This is a genomic window from Chryseobacterium sp. ERMR1:04 (assembly GCF_001297705.1).
GTDB lineage: Bacteria > Bacteroidota > Bacteroidia > Flavobacteriales > Weeksellaceae > Chryseobacterium.
Genome location: NZ_LIRF01000008.1, coordinates 789,915 through 804,064 on the forward strand (window position 1 = coordinate 789,915; position 14,150 = coordinate 804,064).

At 32.9% G+C, this 14,150-nt stretch carries 15 protein-coding genes; 14 read left to right on the forward strand and 1 reads right to left on the reverse strand.

What is annotated here, in order from left to right:
* The first annotated feature begins 1 nt into the window (after position 1).
* The 13 genes from AMQ68_RS20850 to AMQ68_RS20915 all read left to right on the forward strand — a co-directional run bounded on the left by AMQ68_RS20850 (position 2) and on the right by AMQ68_RS20915 (position 11,453).
* A complete protein-coding gene (locus tag AMQ68_RS20850; RefSeq protein WP_054512510.1) occupies positions 2-1,072 on the forward strand; it encodes an adenylosuccinate synthetase in 1,071 nt (356 codons plus the stop codon).
* A gap of 148 nt (positions 1,073-1,220) precedes the next feature.
* A complete protein-coding gene (locus tag AMQ68_RS20855) occupies positions 1,221-1,625 on the forward strand; it encodes a hypothetical protein (RefSeq protein WP_054512511.1) in 405 nt (134 codons plus the stop codon).
* Positions 1,626-1,630: 5 nt separating this feature from the next.
* Positions 1,631-2,104, forward strand: coding sequence for a macro domain-containing protein (locus tag AMQ68_RS20860; protein WP_054512512.1), 474 nt, complete (start codon positions 1,631-1,633; stop codon positions 2,102-2,104).
* Positions 2,105-2,120: 16 nt separating this feature from the next.
* Positions 2,121-2,936 carry a TIGR02452 family protein gene (locus tag AMQ68_RS20865; protein WP_054512513.1) on the forward strand — a complete coding sequence of 272 codons (816 nt, stop codon included), beginning with the start codon at positions 2,121-2,123 and terminating at the stop codon, positions 2,934-2,936.
* Positions 2,933-3,550 (forward strand): hypothetical protein, encoded by a 618-nt coding sequence (locus tag AMQ68_RS20870; protein WP_054512514.1) that lies wholly within the window; start codon positions 2,933-2,935, stop codon positions 3,548-3,550. The genes AMQ68_RS20865 and AMQ68_RS20870 overlap by 4 nt, the downstream gene beginning before the upstream one ends.
* Before the next feature lie 15 nt (positions 3,551-3,565).
* Positions 3,566-4,078 carry an O-acetyl-ADP-ribose deacetylase gene (locus AMQ68_RS20875; RefSeq protein WP_198408895.1) on the forward strand — a complete coding sequence of 171 codons (513 nt, stop codon included), beginning with the start codon at positions 3,566-3,568 and terminating at the stop codon, positions 4,076-4,078.
* A 108-nt stretch (positions 4,079-4,186) separates the two neighbouring features.
* Positions 4,187-4,873, forward strand: coding sequence for an NAD-dependent deacylase (locus AMQ68_RS20880; protein WP_054512515.1), 687 nt, complete (start codon positions 4,187-4,189; stop codon positions 4,871-4,873).
* A complete protein-coding gene (locus tag AMQ68_RS20885; RefSeq protein WP_054512516.1) occupies positions 4,873-5,811 on the forward strand; it encodes an ADP-ribosylglycohydrolase family protein in 939 nt (312 codons plus the stop codon). Before AMQ68_RS20880 ends, AMQ68_RS20885 begins: the two co-directional genes overlap by 1 nt.
* A gap of 47 nt (positions 5,812-5,858) precedes the next feature.
* Entirely contained in the window at positions 5,859-6,953 is a 1,095-nt protein-coding gene (locus AMQ68_RS20890; RefSeq protein WP_123905749.1) for a hypothetical protein, read from the forward strand.
* Positions 6,950-7,495: an RNA 2'-phosphotransferase gene (locus AMQ68_RS20895; protein WP_054512518.1), complete on the forward strand. Its 546-nt coding sequence runs from the start codon at positions 6,950-6,952 to the stop codon at positions 7,493-7,495. Before AMQ68_RS20890 ends, AMQ68_RS20895 begins: the two co-directional genes overlap by 4 nt.
* A 215-nt stretch (positions 7,496-7,710) precedes the next feature.
* On the forward strand, positions 7,711-8,445 hold the full coding sequence (locus tag AMQ68_RS20905) for a metallophosphoesterase (RefSeq protein WP_054512520.1): 735 nt from the start codon (positions 7,711-7,713) through the stop codon (positions 8,443-8,445).
* A 411-nt stretch (positions 8,446-8,856) separates the two neighbouring features.
* The gene (locus AMQ68_RS20910; RefSeq protein ID WP_054512521.1) at positions 8,857-10,587 is read left to right on the forward strand and encodes a hypothetical protein; all 1,731 of its coding nucleotides are present in this window, start codon (positions 8,857-8,859) and stop codon (positions 10,585-10,587) included.
* A gap of 77 nt (positions 10,588-10,664) precedes the next feature.
* The gene (locus AMQ68_RS20915; protein WP_054512522.1) at positions 10,665-11,453 is read left to right on the forward strand and encodes a choice-of-anchor J domain-containing protein; all 789 of its coding nucleotides are present in this window, start codon (positions 10,665-10,667) and stop codon (positions 11,451-11,453) included.
* A gap of 54 nt (positions 11,454-11,507) precedes the next feature.
* Here the strand turns inward: AMQ68_RS20915 and AMQ68_RS20920 are convergent, their stop codons facing one another.
* Positions 11,508-12,389 (reverse strand): cupin-like domain-containing protein, encoded by an 882-nt coding sequence (locus AMQ68_RS20920; protein WP_054512523.1) that lies wholly within the window; start codon positions 12,387-12,389, stop codon positions 11,508-11,510.
* Between the two features lie 587 nt (positions 12,390-12,976).
* Between AMQ68_RS20920 and AMQ68_RS20925 the strand changes: the two genes are divergently transcribed.
* Complete coding sequence (locus AMQ68_RS20925; RefSeq protein WP_054512524.1) at positions 12,977-13,822, forward strand: hypothetical protein; 846 nt, start codon at positions 12,977-12,979, stop codon at positions 13,820-13,822.
* Positions 13,823-14,150 lie beyond the last annotated feature (328 nt).

Genomic DNA, 14,150 nt, shown 5'->3' on the forward strand with positions numbered 1-14,150 from the left:
AATGAAAACAGCACAAATAGTTATAGGCTTAGGTTTTGGTGATGAAGGAAAAGGAATCACTACAGATTTTCTGGCTCAGCAAAATCCTGAGTCTGTAGTTATTCGGTTTTCTGGCGGGCAGCAGGCGGCGCATACGGTGATGATTGATGATAAAAAGCATATTCACTCAAGTTTTGGAAGTGGAGCGCTGCGCGGTTTGCCTTCTTATTTTACGGAACATTGCACCATTCATCCAACTTTTTTATGGAATGAAAGAGAAGAATTAAAACAAAAGAACGGAAATGTTGAACTGCATATTCATCCGTTGGCAAAAGTCACGACGCCATTCGATGTTTTGAGTAACAGAAAAAACACCAAAAACTTAGAACACGGAACCTGTGGAAAAGGAGTGGGAGCTACGATGAAAAGACAAGAAAGTCCGTTTAAATTATTTGCGATTGATTTAATAAGTCCAAGATCAATGTTAATTGAAAAATTAAAAGGAATCGCCCATTATTATGGTTTTGAAGAAGGAGAAGAAATCCAAAATGCATTACAGGATTTTTTAGAAGCCATCGATATAATTGATTGGAAAATTGAAGGCTATTCTTATCTGAATTCATTTAACAATCTTATTTTTGAAGGAAGTCAGGGAATTTTATTGGATATGGATCATGGCGTTTTTCCAAATGTAACTTTTGCGAATACAACATCAAAGAATGCCTACGAAGTTTGTAAATTATTGAAGATTGAAAATATAGAAATGTTCTACGTGACAAGAAGTTATTCAACCCGTCACGGAAGCGGATGGATGAGTAATGAAAATCAGATAATATTAAGAAATAATGAAGAAGAAACCTGCCTATTCAACGAATATCAAAAGGATCTTCGCTTTGGAAATTTAGATTATGACTTATTAAATTATGCTCTGAAATTGGATGAAGCTTATGTTTTTGCCAATAAGAAAAATCTGGTTGTAACATGTTTAGATCAATTGGATGAAGAATTTAAAATAGAAAATCTTGATGTAAATTTTGATGAGGTGTATAGATCTTATTCTCCGTATTCAAAGGATTTTAAGCAAATTAATTGATGAAAAATATTGATTAATTTTAAAAGAAAATAAATTAAACATAAACCATAAATCAATAGGAATGGGCTTTAGCCCATTTTAATAAAGAATACATTTCAACGGCTTTAGCCAAAACCTAAAGCAGAAGGTATGAAAACACAACGTAATAATGAAAAAAATATATGTTTTTGGAAACGGGAATTTGTCTTGGGAAAAATTTAATCAGTTTTATATTGAGCGATTAAAAGAATTCGATCTTTCTGAATGTGAATTTATCATGGGAGATTTCTGTGGAGTTGATACTTTAATGATGGAATATATAAAAGATAAATCTGAAAAGGTAAGCATCCTTCATATCGGAGAAAAACCGAGATATTTTTCTAATACATTTAAAACAAAAGCTGGAAAATGGGAAATTAAAGGAGGCTTTACTTCTGATTTAGAAAGAGACAATTATGCAATTTCAAACTGTACTCATTTTCTAGCAATTGATTTTAATTCAGATGAAAAAAGAAAAAGTGGAACAACAAAAAATATTGAAAAGTGTTTGAATTTAGATAAAATTAAAATTTGATAACCATGAAAACTATAAATTATTTAAAAGGAGACGCTACAAATCCACAGGCTAATGGAAATAAAATCATCATTCATATTTGCAACGATATTGGAGGTTGGGGAAAAGGTTTTGTAATGGCAATATCTAAAAAATGGAAGAAACCCGAAAATGAGTATAGAGAATGGTTTAAAAACAAAGAAAATTTCCATCTTGGAGAAATTCAAATAGTTCAAGTTGAAGAAAATATTTGGATTTGCAATATGATTGGTCAACATAAAACGATTACCAATTCAAAAGGAATTGCTCCCATAAGATATGAAGCTGTAGAAATGTGTTTGGGGAAACTTTCTAATGAAGCGGTAAAATTAAATGCGAGTGTTCATATGCCGAGAATTGGCTGCGGTTTGGCGGGAGGAAAATGGGAAGAAATTGAGCCAATTATTGAAAGAACATTGTTGGAAAATGATGTGGAAGTATATGTTTACGATTTTGAATAAATAAAAAAAACTAACCATGACAAATAAAGGAATGGCAAAAGATACGCTAGACATCTTAGCCAAGAAATATTATATAAACCAAAACAACGAAAAAATAAATATAGAAAACGAACTGGAAATCTCTAAAAAAGGAACCGTTTTGTTTTCATCAGAAGAGCTTTCGGAACTCGTAAATAATGAACTTCCGAAAACAGATTTTGAAACAACATTTGAAGTCTGGAATTGCAGTTCTTTAAAAGCAATTTTAAAATTGAGCGAAGAAGAAGATCAGCAGAAAATCATGTGTCTGAATTTCGCCTCTGCAAAAAATCCGGGAGGAGGTTTTATCAATGGAGCAGAAGCGCAGGAAGAAAGCCTGGCAAGAACTTCTGCCTTGTATGAAACTCAACTTCAGGCTTGGGATTATTACACTGTTCACCGTGCCATGGAATCGTGTTTTTACACAGATATGATGATTTACAGTCCGAAAGTTCCTGTTTTCAGGAAAGATAAAGGAGAATTATTACCAAAACCTGTTTTGTGTAATTTTATCACTTCTCCCGCTGTAAATGCAGGAGTTGTCAAGCGACAGGAACCAGAAAGAGCAGATGAAATTTTCGGAGCAATGGATATGAGAATGGATAAAATGCTGGCATTGGCTTTACATCAAGGAAACGAAACATTGATTTTAGGAGCTTGGGGATGTGGCGTTTTTAAAAATGATCCGAAAGAAATTGCAGAATTATTTAAAAAGCATCTTCACGGAAAGTATAAAAATAAATTTAAAAGAGTGGTTTTTGCAGTTCTGACCAAGAAAGAAGAAATGATAAAACCTTTTGAAGAAATAGTATGAAAATTACAAGAGAAGAAGTGACCATCGAAATTTTGGAATTACTTTTAAAACTTAGCAGTATTTTAGAACATGATAAATCACAAATTTATGTAGATGATCCCTCAAAAATGCTGCCTTCAATGTATATAAGATATAGAAGGATATGTGCATATTTTGAGTTTTTAGATATAGAAATAAAAGATCTGAAGCAATTTTATAATCTTGAGTTTATTTATGATTATAATAATTATAAATTTTCAAATGAAGTAATACCTACTATAAATTCAGTTTTAGAAGGCAATTTTAAAATAGAAAATATAAACAAAAGAAGCTTGAAATTTATGACCTTAAGAATAATAAATTTCAGAAGAGATTATATTAGAATTTTAGAAAATTTTTTTGGTGGAGTTAGGCTGATGGGATCTCCATCGGTCGAAGAAAGAGTATCAAAAGCCTTTGTAATAGAAAGTATAAAAGATATTGATAATCTTGTAGAAAGATTAAATAAAGTGATTACCGATCTATTATTCCCTCAAATAAAAGAATTTGAGCTAGATATTCTTATTGATAAGTGCAATTTTCCGACAGAAGATTATAGAGCTCTTGAAAAAAAAGAATTGGAAGATTATTATTAAGGGATTTAAAATAAAATGATGAAAATTGAATTAACAAAAGGAGACATCACCAAAATAAAATCAGACGCCATCGTCAATGCAGCCAATTCATCTTTATTGGGTGGAGGCGGAGTTGACGGAGCGATTCATCGTGCAGGAGGATCAGAAATTTTAGAAGAATGCAGGCAAATCAGAAATCGACAAGGTAAATGCAAAACTGGAGAAGCGGTAGTAACAACAGCCGGAAATCTTCCTGCAAAATATGTCATTCATACCGTTGGTCCGGTGTGGAATAATGATGAAGAAAAAGAGTCACAACTTTTGGCAAACTGTTATAGAAATTCTTTAAAATTGGCTGAAAGTCTTGAAGTGAAAACCATTGCTTTCCCAAACATCAGTACAGGAGTTTATAGATTTCCAAAAGAACTGGCAGGAAAAATTGCTGTTGATGAGGTGAAAAATTTTAAATCAGATATTATAGAAAAAGTTATTTTCGTCTGTTTTGATGATGAAAATGAAGAGATTTATAAAAAATTATTAAGAGAATAAATTAATGCTAATTTGCTGATTGAAACGCCTTTGCGAACGAAAATATGCAGAATAATTTTAAATAAAATCTTTGCGACTTTGCGTTTAAAAATAAAAACAGGAAAACAAATGAAAAAACTAACCATATTAAGCGGCGCAGGAATCAGCGCCGAAAGCGGAATAAAAACATTCAGAGACGGAGATGGTCTTTGGGAAAATCATAGTATAACGGATGTAGCAAGTCCGGAAGGATGGAGAAAAGACAGAGAATTGGTTCTTGAATTTTACAACCAAAGACGTCGTCAGATCCATGAAGTTGAGCCTAACGATGCACACAAAATAATAGCAGATTTAGAAAAATATTTTGAGGTAGAAATTATTACTCAAAATATCGATGATCTGCACGAAAGAGCGGGATCAACAAATATCCTTCATATCCACGGAGAATTATTAAAATCCTGTTCATGCAATAATAAAGGCTTGATTTACGAACAAAAAAAGGACATCAAGATTGGTGATAAAGCAGAAGATGGAGCGCAATTAAGACCTTTCATCGTTTGGTTCGGAGAAGATGTTCCTTTAATGAAAGAAGCGACAGAAAAAGCAAAACAGGCAGATATTTTCTTAGTAATCGGAACCTCTTTACAGGTTTATCCTGCGGCAGGATTGATTCATGAGATCAAAGATGATTGTTTATTGATTGTAATCAATCCCAATGAAACAGGTTTTGGATATGGGCAAAGAGCTGTTGTGATGAAAGAAACCGCAACAAGAGGAATGAAGCTGTTATTTGATAAGCTTGTAAATTTAGCCTAATGGAAAATATAGTAAAAGCCGGAATTTTTGGAGTGTGTATTGGCGATGCGTTGGGTGTTCCGGTGGAATTTAAGGAAAGAGACTATTTAAAACGTTTTCCAGTAACCGAAATGTTAGGATTTATGTCTTGGAATCAACCCAAAGGAACTTGGAGTGACGACAGTTCTTTAACTTTATGTCTTGCAGAAGAATTGACAAAAGGCTACGATTTGGAAAAAATTGGAGAAAGCTTTGTTAAATGGAACAAATACGGACATTGGACGGCTCACGGACGGCTTTTCGATATTGGGGGAACAACAAGACATTCCATTGCAAGATTAATTAAAGGTGAAAGTGCAAAATTTTCAGGAAATATTTTTGAAGAAGACAACGGGAATGGTTCTTTAATGAGAATCCTTCCCTTAGCTTTTTACCTTGTAAATGAAGAAAACATTGAAAACTTATATCGAACAGTAAAAGAAGTTTCGTCCGTTACTCATGGACATTTTCGTTCTGTTTTTGCATGTTTTATCTATGTGATTTTTGCCATTCAATTGATAAAAGAAAAAGATAAAAAAGAGGCATATAATCATGTTCAAAAAATAGCTTTGGAATATGCAGAAATTCAAGGTTTTAATCCAAAAGAAATTGAACTTTTTCAACGAATTCTAAAGAACGATATTTCAAGTTTTCATGAAAATGAAATTAAAAGCAGCGGCTACGTTCTCCACAGTTTAGAAGCCTCTTTATGGTGTTTTCTAAACTCAAAAAGTTATTCTGAAGCAGTATTAAAAGCCGTCAACTTAGGAGAAGATACAGACACAACCGGAGCCATCACAGGCGGAATAGTAGGAATTTATTATGGTTTTAATAATATTCCTGAAGAATGGGTTTCTGACTTGGTAAGGAAAGAGGATATTGAGATTTTGTGTGAAAAATTAAATGAAAAATTAAAATGAAAACAGTCACATTTTACGTTCTGCTCGGATTGAAGGATCTGGAGTTTTTGGATAAAAATAATTTTACAGTATTACCATTTAATGAAATACTTTTTACTTTCAAGAAGGAGGATATTGAAAAATATGCTGAAACTTCAATAAAACATACAGATAATATTTTAATCACGGCAAGAGTTGAGTGTGGTATGGATCGTTTTACAGAATATAGGGGTTCACATTCTGATGAAAATTCAGCTGAATTTGGAGGACTTTCAGAAATAAAAACGAATACGCTTAATCATTCTTTAATTGATAAAATTAAAATAGAAAATGTTTTTGGGAAAAATTTTCAAAATGCTGATAATGAAAAAATATTATCCATTCTTGAATTTGAAGAATCCTTTTTTTGCTTTAGATTAAGAACTTTTTTAAATACTAATTCCAAGGATGTAATTCCAGCGGATTATTTTGATAAGCCCACTGATAATGTTATAAACGAGGAAAATGATAAAAAGTTGGAAAAAATTGTCAAAGAACAGAGAAGTTTTGAAAACGAAGTCAACGAAATTACTTCAAAAATCAATACAGTGGAAGAGGCTGTTGATTTTTTAATTAATGAAGATTTAAACAAAAATGATTTTGAAGAAATTAAAAATAAATCTGTTGCGAATCAATTTGAGGAAACTGTAGAACATTTTGGCTATGGAATGTATCTTCGTAATTTATTTATTTATCCAAACGAAAATAAAGTTTTTCTTGAAAATTTAAAAAATTATGAAGGTCATTATGTCGATAATTTTGGAGAATTTGGCGAAGGAATCATAGGAGATTTATTATGGAGAAAAATAAATAATTTTGAAACTACAGAACAAAACTGTAAAAAAATAAAAGAAATTCAAGAAAGAATTGACAGAGATTCTCATTGGGATTTCCATATTAAAATGAAACTTCTTTCTTATAATTTTACAGAGGATGAGATTGAACAACACCTGAAATTACAAAAAAAGATGGATGATAATAATGATAATTTTGAGGAATATTATTTCCAACAAAAAGCTCTTTTAGCAAGATTAAATAAAGAGGAAAAAGAAACTTTTGAAAATATAAAGCAAGATTATTTCAACATACAAAATGTTGTAGAAAGACTAAAACAAAAACCATGAATGAAAAACAAAAGAAAAGCAAAAGCAAATTTCTGAGCTACGTTCTCAGACACCATCCCGAAATCATTAATTTAAATTTAGATGAAAACGGATGGGCAAATGTTGATGAATTAATCACAACATCAAAAAGAGATTCTTATGAAGGCTTTACCTTTGAAGAATTAGATGAAATCGTACAGACCAACGCTAAAAAACGATTTGCTTTTAATGAAGATAAAACAAGAATCAGAGCCAGCCAGGGGCATTCGATTGATATTAATTTGGCCTTAATTCCACAGCAACCACCGGAATTTTTATATCACGGAACGGCTCAAAGTAATATCGAATCTATTCTGGAAAAAGGAATAGAAAAAAGAGATCGACAACACGTTCATTTAAGTCAGGATAAAGAAACCGCAACCAGCGTTGGAATGCGCCACGGAAAACCAATCATCCTAACCATTAAAACGGGGGAAATGTTTGAAAATGGAATTGAATTTTATCTGTCCGATAATGGGGTTTGGCTGACGGATTTTGTAAATTCGATTTATATTTCAAGATGATGAAGAGTGACAGTTGCCCCAATTGTGAAAATTCATTTGATTTTTCCAGAGATGATGTATACTTGAAAACAACATTAAGTATTGAAGGAAAAAAATATCGGATTTATCATTTTAAAAAATTATGTTCAAACTGTAATAAATTACTTGTTATGAATATTGGTAAACCAGGTGAAGACAACGGGAAATGGATTACTGAAAAACAAAAGGATAATTAAATGAAAAGAACATTAGCAATAGGCGATATTCACGGAGGATTTAAGGCTTTGAAACAAGCTTTAGAACGAGCGAATGTAACTAAAAATGACACCTTAATTTTCCTCGGAGATTATGTTGATGGTTGGAGCGAATCTTCCCAAATTATTCAGTTTTTAATAGAACTTTCCGAAAAACAGGAATGTATTTTTATTAAAGGAAACCATGATGCATGGACTGAAGATTGGATTTCTTTAGGTCTTGCGCCCAACGTCTGGCTTTCCAACGGAGGAAAAAGCACCGTTGAAAGTTATGCTGATTATGCTGAAGAAAACTTGAATCAGCACCTAGAGTTTTTTCAAAGGATGAAAAATTATTATGTAGACGAAGACAACCGTTTGTTTATTCATGCCGGTTATTCTTCGATGGATGGCCCTGAAAAAGAAATGTATTCTAGCAATTCTAATTGGGACAGATCTTTGTGGCATGCTGCAGTTACAATGGATAAAGACTTGTCAGAAAACTCAGAATTATATCCAAAAAGACTGCTTTTATATAATGAAATCTTCATCGGTCATACCCCAACTTTATATTTAGGGGTGATGCATCCTGTCAATAAAGCGAATGTGTGGAATCTCGATACTGGTGCGGCTTTCGTCGGCATATTATCCGTCATGGATGTTAACACAAAGGAATACTGGCAAAGCGATCCGCTTCCATTATTATATCCAGATGAAAAAGGGAGAAATAAATGGTAAGCATACTTGTCGTTCTTAATGGAACAAAAGGGATTGAAGAACCGCTAATTTTATCTTGAAAAATAAACCAGATAACACAAATATTTACACTAAAAAAATCTGCGAAATCAGCTTCATCTGCGAGAGATTAAAAACATTATTGTCATTATGAATAGGATAAAGAGGAGTGAAGAATCATTAATTTTATCTTGAAAAATAAACCAAATAACACCAACGTTTACACTAAAAAAAGAATCTGCAAAATCAGCGATAGATTAAAAAATATCATTGTCATTCTGACAAAAGAAGAATCTATTTTGTATTGAGATTCTTCACCGCACTTCGTTTCGTTCAGAATGACAAATTGTATGTGATCAACGTTTCCGATTTTCCAAAAAGATAAGTAATTTTGAAACCTGAAATATCACTTCAATGAAACTGCAATATCTCTTATTTTTCCTGAGTTCATCTTTATTTTTTGCGCAAACTCAATTTCAAACCCCTTTTGAAAAAGGGAATGGTAATCAAACCGTTACTTATGAGGAAATGAATGTGTATTATCAAAATTTAGCAAAGAATTTTAGCACCATTCAATATCTGAAAAAAGGAGAAGACGATAACGGGAAACCCATCTATGTGGTGGTTTACAATCCGTTTCCTGAAAAAGAATTGGATCAATTAAGAAAAGACAAGGCTATTTTGTTCGTCAACAACGGAATTCACCCCGGAGAACCGGACGGAATTGATGCAACCATGATGTTGATGCGAGATTTGGCGACCAAGAAAATCAAAACACCGCAGAATTTTATCATTGCCGCTATTTCAGCGTATAATGTGAGTGGAATGCTAAACAGAGGTTCGTTTTCCAGAGCCAATCAAAACGGACCGGAACAATATGGTTTTCGTGGAAACGCGAGAAATTACGACCTAAATAGAGACTTCATCAAAGCAGATTCTAAAAATGCAAGAAGTTTTCAGCAGATTTATCAATGGCTAAAACCAGATGTTTTTATTGATAATCATGTAAGCAACGGAGCCGATTATCAATATACCTTTACGTATATCTCCACTTTCAAAGAACGTTTAGGAAATGTGTTGGGAAATTATTTCTACGATAATTATCAGGCTAAAAATCTTCAAGAGTTACAGAAATTAGGATACGAAAGCACGCCGTATGTCAATATTCATGGTGATGTTCCGGAGGTTGGTTTTGCTTCTTTTGAGGATTCACCGAGATATTCTACCGGATATACAACGTTGTTTAATTCTTTAGGTACCGTTCCCGAAACCCATATGCTGAAACCGTATGACAAAAGGGTAGATGCAACGTATAAATATATGTTGGTCAACCTTCAAAATTTAGATAAAGACTATAAAAAGATAAAAGAACTTCGGGTTGAAAATTTAAAACAATACCAAGCCGGAAAACAATACGGAATTCGTTGGAAAATAGATTCTACAAAATATTCTACGATGGATTTTAAAGGATATGAGGGAAAGTATAAGCCAAGCGAAGTTTCCGGAAAACCACGATTATTTTACGACAGAAATAAACCTTTTACAAAGAAAATAAAATTGTTTACAACTGCTGTTCCTACAGGGTATGTGACGATTCCCACACATTATGTGATTCCTCAGTCCCAATACAAAATAATTGAAGAGTTTAAAAGAAATCAGATTCAGATGAAGCCGCTTCAAAAAGACAGTACGATTGCGGTAGAATCTTATAAGATCAATGATTTTAAGACGGTTAAAAATCCTTATGAAGGACATTATTTGCATTTTGAAACAACGGTAGACACATCCAATAAACACATCACCTTTTCAGCCGGGGATTACGTAGTTCCGACCAACCAGGAAGGCGTAAAATATATTATTGAAACCCTAGAACCTGAAGCGTTGGATTCTTTTTTTAATTGGAATTTCTTCGACGGAATCTTAGCGCAAAAAGAATATTATTCAGCCTATATTTTTGAAGATACCGCCGCAGAATTATTGAAAAAAGATAAAGGGTTAAAAGAAAGGTTAGAAGCTAAAAAAGCTTCCGATAAAAAATTTGCAGATGATGGAGAGGCGCAACTAGATTGGGTATATAAAAACTCTCCTTATTTTGAAGAGAAAACCTTTAGACAATATCCTGTTTATAGAATTAATAACAAATAAGGTTGATGTTTATATTTGTTATGTAAAAATATGTTTCGATTTAAATTTTTCGCTAAATTAGTGGAAAACAATTAACTATGAAACATGTTTATCGATTAGCATTGATGTTAGGCCTATGGCCTCTTAGTATTTCTGCTCAGTATTCACAAAGTTTTGATTCGGCTACATTACCGTCAGATTGGACGATCATTAACGGTGGAGACACCGGAACATGGAAGACGTGGACTTCTTATGACAGTACTTTTAGTGCTTCCCATTCAGGATCCCATTTTTTAGGATTGGAATATGGAAGTGATGCGCATAGCGATTATGCAATAAGTCCTGCAATAGTTGTTACCGCTGGTGTTTCGGACAAATTAACCTTTTGGGGGAGAAATAGAGGGGCTGGTTTGGCTGAAATAGTGGATTTAAAAATCTCTACAACAACGCCTACAGCAGCGGCTTTTACCACTACATTGGCATCCGCAGTAAAACCACCGGTAACTTGGCAGCAATATACGTATGATCTAACACCTTATGTAGGGCAGACGATATATATTGCTTTCTACTCTACAACTACAGATATCTGGTTTATAGGGATTGATGATTTTGTTGTTTCTTCTAATACGCTTGCGGTATCAGAGGCAGCAGCTGATAAGAAAAGCATTTCGATCTATCCCAATCCTGTGGGTGATATTCTTACTATTGAAAGCAAGAATAAAATTTCTGAGATCAATATATATGATATGACAGGAAGAGCTCAGAAGCTGATAGCGCCCAATTCAGGAACTACAAAAATTACGATGAGCGATTTGTCTGCAGGAAATTATGTGGTGAAAATTAAAGAGGGATCAACAGAAAAAAGCTACAAGATTATTAAAAAGTAAACTTAATTTTTAGGAATAAAAAAAGACGTTTCAGCTTGAAACGTCTTTTTATTTTTATCTGGGTAAACCTCTTTTTAAAGCCATTTCAGCTCGTTTGATGGCTACTTTTTCTTTCCAGTCCATGTATTTCTTTTTGAAATTGGATTTCATGATGTCGTCAAACTTACGTTGAACGGTAAGATTCCATAAAGAATTTGCTTTTACGGCCCAGGATTTGTCCCAAGCTCTCAATGAAAGAGAGAAGCTGCCATCCAGATATTTCATCCAGTGCCACCAACCGGTAGGCATAAATAGGGTGTCACCATGCTCAAGGTAGCAATCGATACCTTCTACACCATCCAAAGCCGGATATTTCTCAAAATCAGGATTCTCAATGTCGTAATCTTCTAATGCATACGTTGCATAAGGAAGTTGATATAGCCTTTCTTTCCATTTATTTTCAAATAGCATGACGTGTTTTCTTCCATTGAAATGAGTATGGAAAATATGCGCTAAATCAATATCGAAATGTAAAAAAGTTACAGAACCCTTTCCTCCGAAGAACATACCGGGATATTTGTCTAAAAAACCACCCATCAATTCTTTTGGTGGAATATATTCTTCGAGCAGTTTACCGGCGTGTTTTATAGGATCAAAAAAGAAAATTCTAAGATCTGTAGGCTCTCTTTGGATGAGGTCTATATAATCTGCAAATTTCATTTTGGTTGTAGGTGTATTAATGGGAGCCGCAGGATCTGCTTTTTTAGAGTCATAAAGCGGTACTTCAATATCTCCAACCACTTCCTTCACATAATCCATTGTCCACTTTTGGTAGGCAGGCCACTTTTTTGCCATGTTTTTTATGACAACGGGCCTCCTTGGCTTTAGATATTTTTCGTAGAATTCCTCTTTAGAAATATCATCTACAACATCTATAGGCTTTAAAATAATTCCCATTTCTATAAATTTTATGTTACAAAATTATTAAATTAAAATGTTTCACACGGAGTTTAAGTTTTTTTTAATCTATGATTCAAATCATTTTTATGTATCAAATCAATATCAATAAATATCTGTGATAAAAGATTTTAAACAAGACAATATAAATGTAATGATAAAAATTAATTAAATAACATGGAAATTTATGTTTTAAATCATTGTTATGTGATAAATAATGAAATCTTTATTATTTCAAATATTTTGTAAATCATAAAACTGATTTTATTAATATGCTTTTCGTAAAAATTAAGGCTTTTTTTTGTTGTATATGTTTATTGAGTCTTTGTTTTGTGTGATCTATTTTTAATATTGTCTATATGGCTGTAAAAAATAATTCTGTTATAAAGATGTTAAAAATTGATAGTATGATTCGCATAGCTTAATTGTATTTGATTATGAGGTGGTTATATTAATTAACAATTCCGTAATATATATAACCGGCGCTTTCTATAGTTTTGCCGAAATTTTGTGTAAGATGGGATTTGGCTCCTGAAAAGCTAACAAATAGCACAAAATTTTATTAATTAAATTAACACAAAGAAAAAATGAATTTACAAAAAATGATCTTCTCAGCAGGGATGCTCTTTTCTGCTTACTATCAAATTGATGCGCAAGTAGGGATAAATACTCCTAATCCGGATGCAAGCGCTGCATTGGAAATAAAAAGCGCTAATAAAGGAGTGCTTATTCCCCGTATTCCTTTGGTGAGTGCAACAGATGCCGTTACAATACCATCTCCTGCAAAGGGGCTTATTGTATACAGCGCTGGTGGTACAATTGGTACAGGAGACGGATTTTATGCTAATTATGGTACACCAGCTGCTCCAGTCTGGACGACGTGGCAAAAATTTGATAATAACCAATTTATTCTAAAGAATGCATATTCTACGGTAGCAACAAATCCCGTTAATTCAAATGTTGGAACAAATAGTACTGTAAATAATATTAATTTAGGGTTAAGCATCCCAATTACAATTCCTGCCAATTCTTTGGCTCAGGTTGTTGTTACCTATTCTACACCAGTAGGAACAACTTCGGGTGCTACCCAAGCTAATCGACCAGTAGGGTATATGGGAATTCGGTTTTTGAAAAATGGAGTAGAAGCACCGGCGGGATCCAGAAAATATAGCATTGCAAGTGATGCGTCTGGGAATTCGGGATCTATCCCTATGCAAATGCTATCTGTTGGAACTTCTTATGCAGAAACCATTACCAATAATACAGGTTCTGATATTACGATTACGTATTCACTTAATGGATATATAGAAAGAAATGAAATGGGTGCCAATCCTACTAATTTCCGTTTCAATATGTGGGATGTAGATTCTAATCCTAACTATAATTGGGGCAGAGGAACAATGACTGCTCAATTATATACAAAACCTTTATAGGATTGATTAAAAAATTAGAAATATCAATTTTACCAATAGGAGCGGACTTTAGTCCGCTTTTCAATTTTAATCATTATTCTTATCTAATTTAATACATGATAAGAATACCGTATTCCCTTTGTAGAAGGGGTTTTATATGGTTATTTTAAAAAAAATACCCTGTAAATAGAATTACAGGGCAAAAACACAAATTGATTGAATAAAAATTCATTCGGGACGAATATATAAAATCTATTTAATATGCAAAACATGGTAAAAGTGAATATTGAATAGCAATATAAGGTGCTGAGGTTTAATTTTTATCGTAAAAATTATCGATTAACTTAAA